Origin of the sequence: Streptomyces lycii (assembly GCF_009735685.1) — a bacterium.
Classification (GTDB): Bacteria; Actinomycetota; Actinomycetes; order Streptomycetales; family Streptomycetaceae; genus Streptomyces; species Streptomyces lycii.
The window spans coordinates 1-17,198 of the sequence record NZ_WHPN01000348.1 but is presented as its reverse complement, the minus strand read 5'-3'; the positions used below and the strand labels follow the sequence as shown (position 1 = coordinate 17,198).

14 protein-coding genes and 1 pseudogene are annotated in these 17,198 nt (G+C 71.4%); 7 read left to right on the top strand and 8 right to left on the bottom strand.

The features are described from left to right. A pseudogene (locus GCU69_RS34610) lies at positions 1-72 on the top strand (glycoside hydrolase family 11 protein); the annotation flags it as partial. 248 nt (positions 73-320) lie between these two features. On the opposite strand, the gene GCU69_RS22645 reads toward GCU69_RS34610, so the two are convergent. Next, positions 321-545: a hypothetical protein gene (locus GCU69_RS22645; RefSeq protein ID WP_408055835.1), complete on the bottom strand. Its 225-nt coding sequence runs from the start codon at positions 543-545 to the stop codon at positions 321-323. A 159-nt stretch (positions 546-704) separates the two neighbouring features. Then, positions 705-1,073, bottom strand: coding sequence for an ArsR/SmtB family transcription factor (locus GCU69_RS22640; protein WP_098750843.1), 369 nt, complete (start codon positions 1,071-1,073; stop codon positions 705-707). Between the two features lie 186 nt (positions 1,074-1,259). Between GCU69_RS22640 and GCU69_RS22635 the strand changes: the two genes are divergently transcribed. After that, complete coding sequence (locus tag GCU69_RS22635; protein WP_156207024.1) at positions 1,260-3,227, top strand: heavy metal translocating P-type ATPase; 1,968 nt, start codon at positions 1,260-1,262, stop codon at positions 3,225-3,227. 643 nt (positions 3,228-3,870) lie between these two features. Here the strand turns inward: GCU69_RS22635 and GCU69_RS22630 are convergent. Beyond that, the gene (locus GCU69_RS22630; protein ID WP_235978641.1) at positions 3,871-5,073 is read right to left on the bottom strand and encodes a low temperature requirement protein A; all 1,203 of its coding nucleotides are present in this window, start codon (positions 5,071-5,073) and stop codon (positions 3,871-3,873) included. A gap of 172 nt (positions 5,074-5,245) precedes the next feature. On the opposite strand from GCU69_RS22630, the gene GCU69_RS22625 reads away from it, so the two are divergent. After that, positions 5,246-5,971 (top strand): calcium-binding protein, encoded by a 726-nt coding sequence (locus GCU69_RS22625; RefSeq protein WP_156207023.1) that lies wholly within the window; start codon positions 5,246-5,248, stop codon positions 5,969-5,971. A gap of 273 nt (positions 5,972-6,244) precedes the next feature. Next, entirely contained in the window at positions 6,245-6,373 is a 129-nt protein-coding gene (locus GCU69_RS33975) for a DUF6408 family protein (protein ID WP_235978640.1), read from the top strand. Between the two features lie 78 nt (positions 6,374-6,451). Here GCU69_RS33975 and GCU69_RS22620 read toward each other — a convergent pair whose 3' ends face one another. From GCU69_RS22620 to GCU69_RS22610, 3 genes are all read right to left on the bottom strand, one after another. Further along, positions 6,452-8,575 (bottom strand): DUF2075 domain-containing protein, encoded by a 2,124-nt coding sequence (locus GCU69_RS22620; protein WP_156207026.1) that lies wholly within the window; start codon positions 8,573-8,575, stop codon positions 6,452-6,454. 169 nt (positions 8,576-8,744) lie between these two features. Continuing rightward, positions 8,745-10,628, bottom strand: coding sequence for a DUF2075 domain-containing protein (locus tag GCU69_RS22615; RefSeq protein WP_156207022.1), 1,884 nt, complete (start codon positions 10,626-10,628; stop codon positions 8,745-8,747). 144 nt (positions 10,629-10,772) lie between these two features. Next, positions 10,773-11,732 (bottom strand): D-2-hydroxyacid dehydrogenase family protein, encoded by a 960-nt coding sequence (locus GCU69_RS22610; protein WP_156207025.1) that lies wholly within the window; start codon positions 11,730-11,732, stop codon positions 10,773-10,775. Positions 11,733-11,897: 165 nt separating this feature from the next. Here GCU69_RS22610 and GCU69_RS22605 point away from each other — a divergent pair, with 165 nt between their 5' ends. Further along, entirely contained in the window at positions 11,898-12,365 is a 468-nt protein-coding gene (locus GCU69_RS22605) for a DNA-binding protein (RefSeq protein ID WP_098754716.1), read from the top strand. Between the two features lie 267 nt (positions 12,366-12,632). Here GCU69_RS22605 and GCU69_RS22600 read toward each other — a convergent pair whose 3' ends face one another. Further along, on the bottom strand, positions 12,633-13,115 hold the full coding sequence (locus GCU69_RS22600; protein WP_098754717.1) for a hypothetical protein: 483 nt from the start codon (positions 13,113-13,115) through the stop codon (positions 12,633-12,635). Continuing rightward, positions 13,112-15,580: a molybdopterin oxidoreductase family protein gene (locus GCU69_RS22595; protein ID WP_156207021.1), complete on the bottom strand. Its 2,469-nt coding sequence runs from the start codon at positions 15,578-15,580 to the stop codon at positions 13,112-13,114. Before GCU69_RS22595 ends, GCU69_RS22600 begins: the two co-directional genes overlap by 4 nt. 267 nt (positions 15,581-15,847) lie before the next feature. Between GCU69_RS22595 and GCU69_RS22590 the strand changes: the two genes are divergently transcribed. Beyond that, complete coding sequence (locus tag GCU69_RS22590; RefSeq protein WP_098754719.1) at positions 15,848-16,759, top strand: SDR family oxidoreductase; 912 nt, start codon at positions 15,848-15,850, stop codon at positions 16,757-16,759. A 72-nt stretch (positions 16,760-16,831) separates the two neighbouring features. Continuing rightward, positions 16,832-17,146, top strand: a complete 315-nt coding sequence (locus tag GCU69_RS22585) for a DMT family transporter (RefSeq protein WP_098754720.1) — start codon at positions 16,832-16,834, stop codon at positions 17,144-17,146. Positions 17,147-17,198: the final 52 nt, after the last annotated feature.

Genomic DNA, 17,198 nt, shown 5'->3' with positions numbered 1-17,198 from the left:
TTCAACTACTACATGATCATGGCCACCGAGGGCTACCAGAGCTCCGGCAGCTCCAACATCCGGATGAGCTGAGCGATCGGCCCTCCCCGCCCCGGTAACCACTTCGACCGGAAGTACGCCGCCGGCCGGCTGCCCGCCGGCCGGGTGCCGCCGCGACCCCCAACAGCGGCGGCGACGGCGGCCGGGGCGTGAGATCCGGACCGGCACGTCCGTGACCGGGACGGCAGTACACCGCGGGAGCTGATCCCGCACCGCTCCACCGGACTCGTGGCGCGGCGGCCNCGCGCCACAACCGGTTCCGGGACCGCGCCCGGCGTGTCTCAGTCCCAGGCGTAATCGCCGCCCAGCAGCAGGGTGTGCTCGAGAACGTCTTCCATCGGATCGTCGATCTGCCCGGTACGGACCAGCGCGAAGCTCGGCCCGTTGTGCGCGTCGCGGTGGGTCTCGTCGGCGTATGCCGGACCGGCCGGCAGCCCGGCCGCCAGCACCAGGCCCGCCGCCCACATCGCTCCCCGGAACAGGACCTTCACGCGTCGAGCGCTCATACCGACTCCTCAATTTCCCGTCATGGCACCGCAGTTGGCGCGGCCCCCCTGCTATCGAGCGGCGTACGGGAAAGTGACGAGCGATCACCGGATCGGGTGGCCGTGCGGCACTGAGGCGGTGGCACCGCCCGGCTCCTCACCGGCAACGGCTCGCCGGGGTCAGCCCCGGTCCTCCCCGTCCGGAAGGTCGCGGGCGCCCAGGCGCAGATGCTCGATGTGGTAGACGGCCTCGTCCAGCAGCTGGGCGACATGGCTGTCGTACAGGCTGTAGACGATGCGGCGGCCCTGGCGCGAACCGGTCACCAGGCCCAGGGCGCGCAGCAGCCGCAGTTGGTGGGAGACCGCCGACTGCTCCATGCTCACCGCGTCCGCGAGCTCCCCCACTCCGCACGGCCCCTGCCGCAGCCGGGTCAGGATCATCAGCCGGGACGGGGTGGCCAGCGCCTGCAGGGTGGCGGCGATGGTGGCCGCCGAGTCCGCGTCGAGATGCGCCGCGGGTGTGATCCGGCCGTCGGCTCCGTGTCCCATGCGGTCATCGTACTCGCAGGCATACTTGAACATCTCTTCATGTGTTCCGCTATGGTGGACGCACCCACCGGGCCCGTGCCGCGGCCGGCAGCGCCCGGTGATGCCGGAAACACCCGGCATCACCCGGAAACACCTGCGATCTCCCGACATCACCGATAACCATCACCCGACAACAAGGTGCGCTCCATGACGTCTTCCCTGGTCGACGACCGGCCGTCCCCGGTCTCCGGCCCCCCGGCAGCCGTACGGTCCCGGCGTACCCGGCTGCTGGCTCTGCCGGAGGTCCGCTGGGCGGCGCTGGCCCTGTTCATGTTCCTGCTGGCGTTCCCGCTCGACCTGGCCGGCGCGCCCGCCTGGGCCTGGGGGCCGCTCTACGCGGTCTGCTACGCGGCCGGGGGCCGGGACCCGGGGTGGGCGGGGCTCCAGGCGCTGCGGGAGCGGCGGCTCGACGTCGACCTGCTGATGGTGGTGGCCGCGCTGGGCGCGGCGGCCATCGGGCAGTTCCTCGACGGCGGACTGCTGATCGTGATCTTCGCGGTCTCCGGTGCGCTGGAGGCCCTGGCCACGCGGCGCACCGAGGACTCGGTGCGCGGCCTGCTCGACCTGGCCCCGGCCACGGCGCGGCGGCTGACCGCGGACGGCGGGGAAGAAAGCGTGGAGGTGGCCGGTCTGCGGGTCGGCGACGTCGTCCTCGTACGTCCCGGCGAGCGGCTGCCCGCCGACGGCACCGTGCTCGACGGGACGAGCGAGGCGGACCAGGCCACCATCACCGGCGAGCCGCTGCCCGTGCCGAAGACGGCGGGCGACGAGGTGTTCGCCGGCACCCTCAACGGCACCGGGACGCTGCGGGTGCGCGTCGGCCGGGACGCCTCCGAGTCGGTCATCGCCCGGATCGTGGCCATGGTCGAGGAGGCGAGCGCCACCAAGGCGCCCACCCAACTGTTCATCGAGAAGGTCGAGCAGCGCTATTCGGTCGGGGTCGTGGCCGCCACCCTCGCGCTGTTCGCCGTCCCGCTCGCCTTCGGCGCCGACTTCACCGGGACCCTGCTGCGGGCCATGACCTTCATGATCGTGGCCTCGCCGTGCGCGGTGGTGCTGGCCACCATGCCGCCGCTGCTGTCGGCGATCGCCAACGCCGGACGGCACGGCGTCCTCGTCAAGTCGGCCGTGGTGATGGAGCGGCTGGCGACGGTGACCCGGGTCGCGCTGGACAAGACCGGCACCCTCACCGAGGGCACCCCGCGGGTCACCGAGGTGCGGATCCTGGCGGGCGGCGGGCTGGACGAGCGGCAGGTGCTGGCCCTGGCCGCGGCAGCCGAGCACCCCAGCGAGCACCCGCTGGCGCGGGCGGTGGTGGCGGCGGCACGGGAGCGCGGCATCCGCCCGGAGACGGCGCGGGACTTCTCGGCGGCGCCGGGCCGCGGCGTGCGGGCGCAGGTCGGGGACCGTACGGTGCGGGTCGGCAGCCCGGCACGGCTCCTCGGCGGCGCGGCCGGGGAAGCCCGTACGGCGGTGGCGGAGATGGAGGAGCAGGGCCGCACCGCCGTCGTGGTGCTGGCCGACGGCGCACCGGTGGCCGTTCTGGCCGTCGCGGACCGGCTGCGTCCCGGCGCGGCAGAGGCCGTCGCCTCCCTGGGCCGGCTCACCGGGGCGGCTCCGGCGGTGCTGACCGGCGACAACCGGCGTGCCGCGGCCCTGGTGGCGGCGGACGCCGGGATCACGGACGTACGGGCCGGGCTGCTGCCGCAGGACAAGGTCGCCGCCGTACGGGCGTGGGAGGAGGCGGGTGAACGGGTCCTCGTGGTGGGCGACGGGGTGAACGACGCGCCCGCGCTGGCCGCCGCGCACAGCGGCATCGCCATGGGCCGGGCCGGGTCCGATCTGGCGCTGGAGAGCGCCGACGCCGTCGTGGTGCGCGACGAACTCGCCGCGGTACCGGCCGTCGTGGCGCTCTCGCGGCGGGCCCGGCGGCTGGTGGTGCAGAACCTGGTCATCGCCTCCGTGTGCATCGGCGTCCTGGTGATCTGGGATCTGGCCGGGCATCTGCCGCTGCCGCTCGGCGTCGCCGGGCACGAGGGCTCGACCGTTCTCGTCGGCCTCAACGGGCTGCGGCTGCTGCGGGAGTCCGCGTGGCGGCGGGCGGCGGAGGACTGACGCCGTCCCCCGGCCCGGTCCGCGTGCGCCGTGCGCACACGGAGCGGCCGAGCGGGCCGAGCGGATCTACGGGTACGGGGTCCGGGGTCCCGGTCGGGCTCCGGGGCTCGGCCGGGACGGAACGGGGCGGGGTCCGGCCGGGGCGGGGCGAGGTTCGACCGGGGCGGACGGCTCACGGAAGCTGGGGCACGTACGGCGGCGGGTGCGCGGGTGTCCGGAAGGGGGGCTACGGAAGGGGGCTCCGGAAGCGCGACTCCGGAACGGAGCTTCGCAAGCCGGGCCCGGAAGCACGACTCTGGAAGAGGGTTCCGGAAGCGCGACTCCGTAAGTCGGGCTCGTAAGGGGGGACTCCGTAAGCCGGATTCGGAAGCGGGGGCTCCGTAGGCCGCGTTCCGGAAGCGGGGCCGCTCCCCCGTATCCCCGCGGCCGACAGGCACCGCGGCGAGGCGCCGGGCAGCGCGGCCCGCGAGGGGGCTTCGGCGGTGACCGGGCGCCCGGCCACGCTCAGGACCGGTGCCGCCCGGCGCCCGGTACCGTCCCCCCGCACCCGCACCGGGGCCGTGCCGGCGCGCTCCGACGCCGAGGCCATGTCACCGCGCACCGGCACCGAACCGTGTCACCGGGCACAGGCACCGAGGCCATGTCACCGCACGTCGGCACCGTGGTGGCGGACGGCGAAGAGATTCGCGGCCAGGGTGGCGCTCACGGCCAGGCCCATGCCGAGGACGGCCCCGCCGATGCCCAGCGCCGGGGCGCCGAACCCCAGGGCCGACACCACCAGGACACCGGGGAGGACCATCAAGACGTGGCCCATCGCCCCGGTGGCGGTGATCCGGTGCAGCAGGCCCAGCACGCCCAGCACGATCACGACGGGGACAGCGATCGCCAGCCCCGCCCCCCGCGTCGACACATGCCCGTGGTGCTCCACGGCGTCCAGGGCCGCCTCCATCCCCGAGCCGATCGCGGCAAGCGCGGCGAACACCAGATAGTGGCCGTATCCCCAGGTCAGCGCCGTGCGCAGGGTCGGCAGCCGGGCGTCGCCGCCCGTGAAGCAGATCCACCAGAGGGCGAAGACCAGCAGCAGCCCGCCCACCGCGAGCAGCAGGACGGGAGTGGACAGGCCGTGGTCGGTCACGGCGGTCTGGACGGCGGCGAGCGATCCGAGGATGACCTCACCGAGGACGATGATGGTGAACAGCCCGTACCGCTCGGCGATGTGCCCAGGGTGCCAGTTGGTGCGGCGGCCGCACTCGGCCCAGGCGGGCACGGCCAGCTCGGCCGCCGCCAGCACCACGAAGGTGCCCCAGGCCCACGCGTCCGGCGCCCACAGCCGGGCGATCCACCCGGCCTGCACCACGGTGATGCCGGCGGCGTAGCGCAGCGCGGCGCCGCGGCCCTGCGGGTGCTCGGCCGCGGACCGCAGCCACTGGGTGACCAGCGCCAGACGCATGATGACGTAGCCGATCACCACCACGGTGAAGTCGCCGTCCCGGAACACGGCGGGCACTCCGGCGGCCAGCACCAGCACACCGGCCATCTGCAGCAGCGTCAGCAGCCGGTAGGGCACGTCGTCGGTGTCGTAGGCGGAGGCGAACCAGGTGAAGTTCATCCACGCCCACCAGATCGCGAAGAACACGGCGGCGTACGTCGCCACTCCGGCACCGGGGTGCCCCTCGGCGAGTGCGTGGTGCAACTGGACCGAGGCCTGGGCGACCGCGACCACGAACGTCAGGTCGAAGAGCAGTTCCAGCGGCGTCGCCGCGCGGTGCTCCTCCTCCGGGTCCCGCCCGCGCATGAGCCGCCGCAGGGGGCCCGTCCGGACGGCGTCAGCACCCTGGCCGCTCATCGAAACGCTCTCCTCGCCGTCGTCCGCCTCGCTGCCGGTCTCATCCTCGCGGCTCGGCCGGGCCGTGGCCGGCAGGGACACGGGAGGCGAGCCGGGCGAAAGGACAACCTTCCGCCCGGCTCGCCGGTCTTGCCCGGTGTCATCCCGTCACCGACGTATCCAGGGGGATCTCATGTCACGTCGGATCGCGCCCGTCGCCACAGTGGTCCTGGCGGCTGCCGGACTTCTCGCCACCGCACCGCCGTCGGCGGCGAACGCCGCCGCCGAGACCGCCAGGGCCTACGCCGACGACGGCGGCCATGCCGTGTACTACGAGGCCGCACCGGGCCAGACGAACGAGGTGGTGATCACCGACGCCAACGGCCAGACGGAATTCACCATCGACGACGTCGTACCGATCGATCCCGGCGCGGGATGCGCGCACCCCGACCCCGCCGACCTGACCGAAGTCGTCTGCAGACTGACCGAGTTCGGCGACTTCTGGACACGCGTGTACGCCGACACGGGCGACCAGAACGACGACCTGACGATCAGGGCGGGCAACGAGAACGCGATCCACGGCGGCCCGGCCGACGACAGCCTCAACGGCACGGGCCACGAACTGCTGTACGGCGACGGCGGCAATGACACCCTGGTGGGCGGATCGCAGTCCGGCGGGGACGGCGACGACCTGCTCTCCGCACCGGACTACGGCGCCACCGGAGGCGCGGGCAACGACACCCTGATCGGCACCGACGCCGACGACACCCTGTACGGCGGCACCGGCCACGACTCCCTCCTGGGCCGCGCCGGCGACGACACGCTCCACGGCAACAGCGGCAACGACTTCCTGTACGGCGGCGGCGGCACGGACACCCTCTCGGGCGGCCCTGGATCGGACCGGCTGTTCCAGGACTGACACCAGCGGGGGCGGCATCCCGGGCAGGCGTACCGCGCGACCGGCACGCCTGCGCACCCGGAAAGTCTGCGCACCCGAAGTACCAACCCGCCATGCCTTAGCATGACATCACGCTGCGCACCTTCCCGGAGGGTACGAAGCGGGTTCACGGCCCTGTCCCGGGCGTGGGCGCCGGATGGTGAAGCCACCCTTGTGGACCTCGCATGCGCGAGGACGGACGCCCGGTAGGGCGATCCCTACCATTCCGCGTTCGCCTCCGAGGAGTGGTCCAAGATGAACCCTGTCGAGTACAAGCCTGCGCGCCGCGTCTGGTACCGCGAGGTGCTGATCGGCGCCACTGCCGGGTTGCTTTCCGACCTCGTGCTGGAAAGCCTGGCAGCGGCAGCGTACTGGCTCGTCTGAGACGAGTGGGTGGCGGGTCCGGCGAACCCGCCACCACCGCGCGAGCGGGCGTCCGTGAACGCGGTCGGGCGGGCAGGGTCAGAACAACTTCCGCTGCCCGTTGTTCCTGCGCCGGATCCGCTTCCGCTCACGGCTGCGGCCTCTGCCCCTGGCAGGACGGGCAAGGTGAGGCACTCGGGCTTCCAGGGGAAGGTTGTACCACGTGGGGCGCAGGCCATGGATTTCGGCGTCACCCACCATGCACTTCAGGTGGGTCTGCGTTTCCTCATCCGTGGAGTAGAGCACCGTCGCCCGGCTCGCACGGGTCAGCAGTACGTTGTAGGTGTTGCGGATACAGCGGGCGAATTCCTCGTCGCTCAGACTGCTCGCTGTCACCTTCCTGTCGAGTGACCCCGGTACCTTCACTCGGTCGACTGCTGGATCGGCGGGATCCTTCCGTCGCTTACCGCGCTGGAAAACCCAGCATCCGTCGCGCCAGACCATGTCGTCGCCCATGATGACGCCGCACCAGTCCCATTCGAGACCCTGCGCCGTGTACACACAGCCGATCTGGTCGATACCGGCCGGATGCACCGACCAGATTCGGGACGGAGGTGCCGTTCCGTTCTCGCAGAAGCTTGTGCTGTCGGCATTCCATTGGCGGTGCCAGTCACCGATCCGAACGTCCGCCTCGAGCCGCCTCTCCTCCCCCTGCGGCTTCGTCCAGGGCCAGCAGTAGCCGGCGACCATACGTGCCGAGGCACCCGCCTGCGCCTCAGCGCGGATGATCTTCTCCAGGTCCTCCGGAGTGTCGGCGACCTCGATGTGCATCAGCCCGTCCGGCGTCCACTCGGCGGGCCCCTCGTCCGAAAGTCCCAAGAGATCCCGCACCCAGCGCACGTAGGCGTCACTGCCGCCACACCGGAACTGTTCCTGCAGCCGGTAACGAACCGGTGTGATGCCGCGCCGCGCCGCCGCATCCTCGATCAGCCGCGTCGTACCGACCTCGTTGGCCCGCACGCACTGACTTTCGTCCAGAAAGAACACCGTGAGCCGGGCAGCGTCCAGCACATCGTCCACCTGTGGTTGTGTGCCCTGTTTCTCCGGGGGCATGAACCGGTTCGTGGACCGGTCGCGCAGCCGGTGAGCCTCGTCGCAGATGAGTACGTCCAGGGGCGGGTCCGGCGGGGTGACAAAGCTGCTGAAGTAGGTGAAGCTCTCCCGGAATTCCCTGTCCCCGTAGCCGACATGCTGCTGCATCGCTCCGTTGAAGGCTCGTGATCCGCTCGCGTACTTGACGGATCGGCCCTGCGCTTCCAACTCCGCCTTGAGTTGCAGCCCGATGGCACTCTTGCCGGTTCCGGCTCCGCCGGTCACCAGGAACACGGCTCGTCTCGAGTCGGGCAGCAGCACCGTCTGGCCCGGGTCGCCGAGCATCCGCGTGACCGTCCGCGTCACATCCTCCGCGACTGCCTTCTGTCGTCCCCGCAGGGTGAAGACGGTGTCCTCACCATGTGACTTGATCATGGCATCGAGAAGCGGGGTGTTGCGCAGATTCATGCGGCGCAGAAGTAACTCGGCCGCGGAGTCCCCGCCCTCCTCCGCGAAGTTCGCCCGGAGGTCCTGCAGGAGTGTCTCGCGGCTGTCCTTCGTGTAGGTGCGCGCGTAGGGTCCGGTGGGCACCCCGGGATCGAACAGCGGCGCGACCGATTCATCGGTCGCGTTGTGCAAGTAGGCGAAGCCGCCGCACTCGAAGCTCAGGCCCGCCAACGGCCCGTCGTCACCGGTGAAGAGATCATGGGTCTCGCGGAGTTGCACGGCGGGATGCTTACGCCTCCCCAGGCCCGGCACGTGCACCAGTTCGGCGGTGGCCGCCTCGATCCTGGTTACGGTCGACCAGCGTTTCAACTCGACCAGCTGAACGGAAATGTCCCGGGTTCCCGGATGCTGACCGATCAGGACCGTGTCGATGAGGCGTGGATTTCCGGAACGGAGGTCCTCGTGCACCGTCGCCGCGCATTCGACGATCATCTGTACGTCACCGCGGCCGGCGGCCATCAGATCCTTGGCCAGATCGATCAGGCTCTCGGCCCAGGCGGACCGTTCGCCGAGCGAAGCTTCCGTACCGCGGAAGTGCTTCCAGCGTTCCGCGAGGTGCGGCACCATCCGGCGCCGGGTGTTCAGAGTGAGCAGGTCCCTTGCCGACAGCTTCAGCAGAAGCATGGACACGAAGTGGTTCCCCCAGGCACGAGTAGCTCGTGCGGGTGGGGGCGTGTCCGTGCAGGAAGCCCGTCGGGCCGCAACAGGTGAGGATCATCCTAGAGAGTCAGCACCGGCTCCGGGCGGTGTTCCCGGACTGCCCGCCCTTCGGAGGCACGGGTACAGCCGGCACTCAGACCGCAGCGGCCTCCCGGCTCGTCCCGATCAGCTCCCGCAGCTTCTCCTGTGTCTCCCGATCGGTCGAACAAACGACCGTTCCGACCATTCCCCGGGTCAGCAGCACCTTGTACGTGTTACGAATCAACCGGTCCACCGTCTCGTTCGGAGTCGACTTCTTGAAGACGGGGTCCTTGGACGCCGTGCGGTCCGTAACCCAGTGATCCCCCCGCCAGACCAGGTCGGGACCGATGATGACACCGGACCAGTCGTACTCGAATCCCTGCGCCGTGTAGACGCAGCCGACCTGGCCGAATCCAGCAGGGTCGGTGGCCCAGAGCGCGGAGGGCGGTGCGCCCGAGACGGCACGGTCACCACGCACGTTCCAGGGCCTGGCCCAGTCCCCGATCTTCACGTCCGCCGGGAGCGGCTCCCCGGGCCGCGGTTCCTTCGACCAGGTCCAGCAGTAGCCCGCGGCCATGCGGGCCCCGTAGCCCCGCGACCGCCGGCCTTCGAGGAACGCCTCCATCTCCGCGGGGCCATCGGCCACCCGGAGCTCCATGCGGTCATCGGGCTCCCACACGACCGGGCCTCCGGGCTCCAGGCCGAGGAGACGGACCACCCAGCGCAGATAGGCGTCGCTGCCACCGCAGCGGAACTGGCTGTCCAGCGGGATGACGCGGCTGCTGAGGCCTTTGGCCGCAGCGGCCGCCTCGATCTCCGCAACGGTACCCATCTCGCCCGGACGCACCACCTGGTGTTCGTCGAGCAGGAAGACAGGGACGCGTGCCACATCGATGAGTTCGTCGATCTGCGGCTTTCCGGTGCGCTGAGCAGCCGGCGTGTAGCGCAGGGCGGAAGTCTCGCGGATCCGGTGCGCCTCGTCGCAGAGCAACACTTCCAAGCTGTTCTTCTCTGCCGTCATGAAGCTGTTGAAGTACTTGAAAAGGTCCTGAACCTCACGCTTGCGAGCGCCGGCGACTTTCCGCATGGTCTTCGTGAAGGACTGTGACCCGGTGGCATGCAGGGCCGGTACCCCCTGTCGGAACAACTCGCCGAGCAGGGAGAGCGCGATGACACTCTTGCCCGTCCCGGGGCCTCCGGTAATGACGATCACCTCTTTGTGATCGGCGCGCTTCGCCCGGCGGACAGCGTTGAGAACCGTACGGTAGGCGACCTGTTGTTCGTCCAGCAGCACGAATTGCTCGCGCTCACGCACTTCCCGGGCCGCTACGGACATCAGTTGCCTGGACGGGGCCGTTCTGCCGTCGGTCAGGTCGTCGGCGGCGCGTGCGCCGGGATGCTTGTCGCTGAGTTTGCCGCGGAGGTACTCGATGAACTCGCCACGGCGCTGGGCGGTGAACATCTGTCCCCGGTCATCGACCTCCAGCTCGCGCAGTCCCGTCACGCCGAACTCGGTCGCGTTGTGGAGATAGGCGACCCCGCTGACCCGTTCGGGGTGTCCGGAGACGGCGCCGTTGAAGTTCACCAGGTAATCGCAGTAGCGGCGTACCTGCTCGACAGGGTTCAGGACCGGATGAGTGTATACGTCGATCCGGCACAGCTCCGGGTCGTCCTCGTCGGGGACCGCCTGGCTCCACTGCTTCAGTTCCACGACCACGTATGACGGCTCTCCCGTGACCGGGTGCACGCCCGCGAGGACCGCGTCGGCGCGCTTGCTGTTGAGGGGGAGCGCGTACTCGATCATGACCTCGACGCTGCCGAGCCCGGCATCGTTGAGCGCCGACGCCAGAGCCGGGATGCTCCGCTCCCAGGATCGCGCCTCGGAAGCGGTCGGCCGGTATCCGTGCATGCGGACGAACTGATCGGTGAGGTGCAGGAACAGCGAACTGTCGAACGCCATGACGGCGACCGTTTCGGCGGACGCGCGGACCAACAAGAATTGCCCCCAGGCAGCACGAAGTGATCGTGCGGGTGGGGGCATGTCCTTCGAGACTCCGCGGAAGCGGAGCGGAAGCCCGTCGGGCCGCTGTGACGATGCGATCAAGCGTACCTGTGGGCGGTCGGCCGGAGGCTCATCCCCTCAACCCAGCCGACGTACCGGCGCTCCGGCCAGGAACGCCCGGATGTCCTCGACCGCCTGGCCGTAGTACGTCCGGTAGTTGTCCCGCGACACGTACCCGAGGTGCGGTGTCGCCAGCAGGCGCGGAGCCGAGCGCATCGGGTGGCCGGCGGGCAGCGGTTCGGTGTCGAAGACGTCCACGGCCGCGCCCGCGATCGTGCCCTCCCGTAGGGCGGTGAGCAGAGCCTCCTGGTCGACGATCGCCGCCCGGGAGGTGTTGACCAGGTAGGCCGTCGGCTTCATCAGCGCCAGCTCGGGCGTGCCGAGCAGACCGCGGGTCCGGTCGCTCAGCTTCAGGTGCACCGAGACGAAGTCGCCGGTCTCCAGCAGCTCTTCCTTCGAGGCCGCCAGGACCGCCCCCACCTCCTCGCAGCGTTCCCGCGTCAGGTTCTGGCTCCAGGCCAGCACGTCCATGCCGAACGCCGTGCCGATCTGTGCCATCCGGCCGCCGATCCTGCCCAGTCCGAGCAGTCCCAGCCTGCGGCCGTGCAGGTCCGCGCCGACCGTGGACTGCCACGGCCCGTTCCCGCGCAGCGCGTTGCTCTCCGTCACGATGCCGCGGGCCAGGCCCAGCAGCAGCGCCCAGGTGTGTTCGACCGGCGGGGCAGAGGTGCTCCGCGTGCCGCAGACGGTGACCCCGTGTCCAGCGGCCGCGGCGTAGTCGATCGACGTGTTGCGCATGCCGGTGGCGACCAGCAGCTTCAACCGGGGCAGCCGCGCGAAGAGGGAGGCGGGGAACGGAACCCGCTCGCGCAGGGTGACGACGATGTCGAAACCGGCGATCGCCTCGGCCAGTTGGTCCTCGCTGGCGAAGTGCTCCGTGAAGCCGGTGACCTCCACCCGGTCCAGGACGGGGCTCCAGTCGGCGACGGTCGTGGCGACATCCTGGAAGTCGTCCAGTACGGCGCAGCGCAGCTTCATGTCGGTCGTCTCCCGGATCGCAGCGGCTGGTAGCGGCAGCTCGGGCTCCGCCGCCGGGTCAATGATCACGCCTCGCCCGGCCCTCCGCTCCCCCGCCCCATCGATTGAACATTATGTTTGCAACATTCAGTTGACAACAGGACGGGAACGGCTCATGGTGAAGTCATGTCAGCGACTCCCGGCGATCCGTCCACGGACGTCTTCACACCCGCCAGCGCCGAGCAGGCGCGAGCCCGGCGGGCCCACGCCTCACTGTTCCGGATCGCCGAGCGGCACGCGGCCACCGACGCCCGCCGCCGCCGGCAGACCCACCCCTCGGTCATCAGCCCGCACGAAGCGGTACGCCTCGTGTCGTTCCTGCTCAGCGGTGCGGCGCAGCTCGAAGAGGGCGAACCGGAGATCGACCACGCCGACATCACCGCCGCCCTGAGCCTGATCCCGTCGGCGCGCGGGGAGATGGACGAGCTGGAGGCGGGCTTCCTCCGGATGGCCCGCGGCCGCGGCATGACGTGGCAGGAGATCGCCTTCGGCCTGGGCCTCGGCACCCCGCAGGCGGCCCGGCAGCGCTACGGCCGGCTGGTGGGGCGTACGGCGCTCGACGACGAGGACGGGGACGGGGGCGCAGCTCAGTAGGACGGGCCGGGCGTGCGCCGGGGCCCGCCCCGGCGCACGCTCGCAGTCCCGCGGGCACTCGGCCGGCCGGCTCCGGCACGGGCCTGCCCGGAAGCGGCCCCGGCGATCCCGCCGCGCGGCCCCGTGGCAGCGGGCGGCACGCGGATTCCGGGCAGCAGGCGCCACGCGGACCCCGGCGACCGGCGACGGCCCGCAGGCCGTCGGTGCCTGCGCCCGCCCCGGGCCGTCAGGACCCGCACGCGGCCCCTCAGGTGGTCACGCCGCCCCTCAGGTGGTCAGGACCTGCGGTGAGACGACCTTGATCATCGCGTTGGCCCACCGCTCCTGGCGCAGTGTCTGCGGGTGGCAGCGCTTGGTCAGCGCCAGCAGCTCCGCGTCCTTGGCGGCCTGTGCCGTCTGTGCCAGCAGCTCCCAGTCCACGGACACCTCCGCCGCCTTCAGATACGTACGCCTGAGGTCGCGCAGGAGCAGCAGGCCCGTCTCGGGGCGGCGGCCCACGAGTTCGCCCGTCTTCTCGCGCAGCCACTCGGCCGCCGCCGGTTCCTGCCGGGGCTCGTCGTCGAGCCGTACCCCGTGGTGCGCCGCCGCCTCGGCGAGTTCCCGCACGTGCTGGTGCGACCACTCCGCGATGTCGCGGGCCACGTGGTGGACCTCGTGGTCCGTCTTGTGGGTGGCGGACAGGCGCGTCAGCATGCGGGCGAGGCTGTTCTCGCCGCGGTGCACTTCGTGCAGGACGAGGCCGAGCTTCATCGGGATCCCCCCGTGGGCGTGGCGGGCAGGTCGTCCTCGGCCTCGCCCGCGGCGCCACCGCGGGTCGCGGGCACGGTGCCGGCCGTGGCCGGCGCGGAGGCCGTGGTGGTGGGTGCCGGCGCCGGGCCGCCGCCGGCTTCGACACGGCGCAGCCGGGCGGCGGCGGTCTTGAAGAGGGGCTGCTTGGAGACGGGGTCCCAGTCGGTGATGGTCAGTTCGTTCGCGGCGCGGCCGGCTCCGTCGGGCCCGTCTCCGCCGCCGGTGTCCCAGTAGCCGTAGTGGAAGGGCAGGAAGAGGACGTCGTCGCGGATGCCGCTGATCCGGGCCCTGGCCCGGACCGTGCCGCGCGGTGTGCCGATCTCCACCAGATCGCCCTCCCCGATCCCGTGGGCCGCGGCGTCGCGCGGCGAGATCTCGACCCAGACCTCGGGCGCGGCAGCCTGGAGCTGCGGGGCGCGGGCGGTCTTCGTGCGGGTGTGGAAGTGGTAGAGCGTGCGGCCGGTGATCAGAGCGAAGGGGTGGTCCCCGCCGGGTGCCTCGTGCGGCGGGAAGTACGAGGCGGCCTTGAGCACCGCCCGGCCGTCGGGGTTGAGCGCCCGGTACTCGGTCTCCTCCAGCGGCGCCCCGGTGATCAGGTCGCGGCCGTAGCTCTCGCAGTAGTCGGGCCGGCTCCAGAACGCCCCGTCGGCGTAGAGCCGTTCGGTGCCCTCCGGGTGGTCCTCGTCGCACGGCCACTGGATGCCGCCGCTGCCGCGCAGCTTGGCGTACGTGATGCCGGTGTAGTCGCAGGGGCGGCCCCGGCTGCACTCCTTCCACCCCTCGAACGCCGCCTCCGGATCGTTCCAGGGGACCAGCGGCCCGCCGTCCTTGTCGCGGAAGTCCAGCCGCCGGGCGTAGTCGCAGAAGATCTCGAGGTCGGAGCGGGCCTCCCCCGGGGGTTCGACGGCCTTCTCGGAGAGATGGACGGTGCGGTCGGCGTTGGTGAAGGTCCCGGTCTTCTCGCCCCAGATCGCCGCGGGCAGCACGACGTCGGCGAGTCGCGCGGTCTCGGTGAGGAACGCGTCCTGGACGACGAGGAAGAGCCGGTCCTGGGACAGCACGGAGCGGATGCGGCGCAGTTCGGGCAGGGAGACCGCGGGGTTGGTGCCGCTGATCCACAGCATCCGGATCGAGCCCTCTTCGGCGTAGCGGAACATCTGCAGGGCGTGCGTGGGCGGCGCGTAGTGCGGGATGTTGAGCGGATCGACGTTCCAGACGCGGGCGAGGTCCGCCATGTGCGCGTCGTTCTCCCAGTTGCGGAAGCCGGGCATGTCGCCGTTGGCGCCGCACTCCCGGGTGTTCTGGGCGGTGGGCTGTCCGTTCATCTGGAGCACTCCGCAGCCGGGCCGGCCGAGCATGCCGCGGACCAGGTGCAGGTTGTTGACCTGTACGGAGGCGGCGGTGGCCTGGTGCGACTGGTAGAAGCCCTGGAGCACCGTGGACAGCAGCCGTTCGGCGGTGCCCAGCAGCCGGGCGGTCCCGGTGATCTGCTCCGCGGGCACCCCGCAGATGTCCGCCACGTGTTCGGGGGTGTACGCCTCCAGCCGTTCCCGCAGTTCCCCGTAGCCCGTCACATGCCGGTCGATGTAGTCCTCGTCGGTCCAGCCGTTCCGGATGATCTCGTGCAGCAGTCCGTTCATCAGCGCCAGGTTGGTGCCGGGGCGCGGAGCCAGGTGCACGGTCGCGGCCCGCGCGACGGGGGTCGGGCGCGGGTCCACGCAGACGACCACCGGCGGGTTCGGCCCGGCGAGCCGGTCCAGGACCCGGGTCCACAGCACGGTCTGCGTCTCGGCCATGTTGTGCCCGAACAGGGCGATGGTGTCGGCGTGGTCGATGTCCGTGTACGAACCGGGCTGGCCGTCGCAGGCGAAGGACTCCTTGAGGGCCTCGGCGGCGGTGGAGGTGCACAGCCGGGTGTTGCCGTCCAGGTGGTTGGTGCCGATGCCGCCCCGGGCGATGAGGGTGAGGGTGTAGTACTCCTCGGCGAAGAGCTGCCCGGTGGTGTAGAAGCCGATCGAGGACGGCCCGCGTTCCTCCATCAGCTCCCGGGTGCGGGCGGCCACCCGGTCCATCGCCGTGTCCCAGTCGGTCTCCACGAGTTCGCCGCCCTGCCGGACCAGCGGGCGGCGGAGCCGGTCGGGTGAGGCGTTGGCCTGCCAGCCGAAGAGGTCCTTCGGGCCGAGCCGCCCGTGGTTGACCCGGTCCCCGGCGCGGCCCCGGACCCCGGCGATCCGTCCGTCCTTGACGGCGATGTCCAGCCCGTCCCCGTTGGAGTGCAGGATCGAGGCCGACTGCACCCAGCGGTCGACGTCCTCCGGCGCGAGCCCGTCGGCCAACCGGGTGTCCACCCGCGCCGGCCAGGCTTCGCCCCTCGCGTAGGGAGTGCGCCGGCCCCAGGGCTCCGCGATCCTGTCCGTACGGCCCATCGGTTCTCCTTCAGCGGAATCGTCGACCGCCGCCGGGTGCCCCGGAAATGGACGCGCCACACCCCGCGGAACGGTGTGTTCCGCCGACCGGCCGGGCGGGCGGGGCGCCGGGGTCCGCCGGGCCGGAACACCGGCGGAACACGGATGGCGGAACGGGCCTCACGCTCCTCCGGCGCTGTTTGCCCGGGACGCCCGGGGGTTACGTGATCACAGGTGGCCGGACAAAACGCCCGTACGGCCACGGCCGACACCAGGAGGTTGCCGCGCATGCAGGAGAACGATCGCGGCCCCGCCGCGGAACCGCAGATCACCTCGGAACCGAGGCCGCCGTACACCAAGCAGCGGCAGCGGCCTCCGGGGCTGGAGCGGGACATGGAGCCGAGGCCGCGCTACCGGGCCGCGCGCTACCGGGCGGCCGGCAAGCTTCGCGGCAAGGTCGCGCTGATCACCGGGGGCGACTCGGGCATCGGCCGGGCGGTGGCGGTCCTGTACGCACGCGAGGGCGCCGATGTCGCCGTGACCCACCTGCCCGAGGAGCAGCCGGACGCGGAGGAGACCCGCCGTGCGGTGGAGGCCGAGGGCCGGACCTGCCTGCTGCTGGCGGGCGACCTGGCCGAGGAGTCGTTCTGCCGGCAGTCCGTCGAACGGACGGTGCGCGGGCTGGGCGGACTGAACATTTTGGTGAACAACGCGGCCCATCTGAACAGCCAGACCGATCTGTCGCAGCTGTCCTCCGCGGACTGGCACCGCTCCTTCCAGGTCAACGTATACGCGTACTACCACCTGGTGCAGGCCGCGCGCCCGCACCTGACGGCCGGTGACGCGATCATCGCCACCGCGTCGGAGGAGGCCCTCAAGGGCAGCGACACCATGATCGACTACGCGGCCTCCAAGGCCGCTCTGGTCAACTTCACCAAGTCGATCGCCTCGCACCTGGCCAAGGACGGCATCCGGGCGAACGTGGTCGCCCCGGGTCCCACCTGGACGGTGCTCAACGTCGCCGACCAGAACATGCCCGAGGAGGGCCTCGCCCAGCTCGGCAGCGAGGGCCCGCTCGGCCGGGTGGCCCAGCCGGAGGAGATGGCACCGGCGTACGTCTACCTGGCCTCCGACGCGGACTCCAGCTACACCGTGGGCGAGATCATCGCCGTCACCGGCGGCCTGACCGGCACCCGCTGAGCCCGCCGTCCGGCGCCCGCCTCCCGAACACCTGACCGGAAAGCACCGGAACGCACCGGAAAGCAGGAACCGATGGCCTGGATCGTACTGATCATCTCCGGGGCCCTGGAGGCCGTGTGGGCGACCGCCCTCGGCAAGTCCGAGGGCTTCTCCCGGCTCCTCCCCACGCTGGTCTTCGTCGCCGGCCTGGTCGCCAGCATGGGCGGGCTCGCCTACGCGCTGCGCACCCTGCCGGTCGGCACGGGGTACGCGGTGTGGGTGGGCATCGGGGCCGTGGTGACGGCGACGTACGCGATGGTCTTCGACGGCGAGTCGGCGTCCGTACCGAAGGTGCTGTTGCTGGCGGGCATCGTGGGCTGTGTCATCGGCCTCAGGATGCTGCACTGACGAGCGGTGAGGACGCCGGTCGGCTGCGCGAGGCCCGGGCGGGGCGGGGCCG

Excerpts from the sequence above, each read along its gene's own strand:
- GCU69_RS33975 (WP_235978640.1), top strand. The coding sequence starts at position 6,245 with ATGAACCCTGTCGAGTACAAGCCTGCGCGCCGCGTCTGGTACCGCGAG.
- GCU69_RS22640 (WP_098750843.1), bottom strand. The coding sequence starts at position 1,073 with ATGGGACACGGAGCCGACGGCCGGATCACACCCGCGGCGCATCTCGAC.
- GCU69_RS22645 (WP_408055835.1), bottom strand. The coding sequence starts at position 545 with ATGAGCGCTCGACGCGTGAAGGTCCTGTTCCGGGGAGCGATGTGGGCG.
- GCU69_RS22605 (WP_098754716.1), top strand. The coding sequence starts at position 11,898 with ATGTCAGCGACTCCCGGCGATCCGTCCACGGACGTCTTCACACCCGCC.
- GCU69_RS22590 (WP_098754719.1), top strand. The coding sequence starts at position 15,848 with ATGCAGGAGAACGATCGCGGCCCCGCCGCGGAACCGCAGATCACCTCG.
- GCU69_RS22600 (WP_098754717.1), bottom strand. The coding sequence starts at position 13,115 with ATGAAGCTCGGCCTCGTCCTGCACGAAGTGCACCGCGGCGAGAACAGC.
- GCU69_RS22585 (WP_098754720.1), top strand. The coding sequence starts at position 16,832 with ATGGCCTGGATCGTACTGATCATCTCCGGGGCCCTGGAGGCCGTGTGG.
- GCU69_RS22625 (WP_156207023.1), top strand. The coding sequence starts at position 5,246 with ATGTCACGTCGGATCGCGCCCGTCGCCACAGTGGTCCTGGCGGCTGCC.
- GCU69_RS22610 (WP_156207025.1), bottom strand. The coding sequence starts at position 11,732 with ATGAAGCTGCGCTGCGCCGTACTGGACGACTTCCAGGATGTCGCCACG.
- GCU69_RS22630 (WP_235978641.1), bottom strand. The coding sequence starts at position 5,073 with ATGAGCGGCCAGGGTGCTGACGCCGTCCGGACGGGCCCCCTGCGGCGG.
- GCU69_RS22595 (WP_156207021.1), bottom strand. The coding sequence starts at position 15,580 with ATGGGCCGTACGGACAGGATCGCGGAGCCCTGGGGCCGGCGCACTCCC.
- GCU69_RS22635 (WP_156207024.1), top strand. The coding sequence starts at position 1,260 with ATGACGTCTTCCCTGGTCGACGACCGGCCGTCCCCGGTCTCCGGCCCC.
- GCU69_RS22620 (WP_156207026.1), bottom strand. The coding sequence starts at position 8,575 with ATGCTTCTGCTGAAGCTGTCGGCAAGGGACCTGCTCACTCTGAACACC.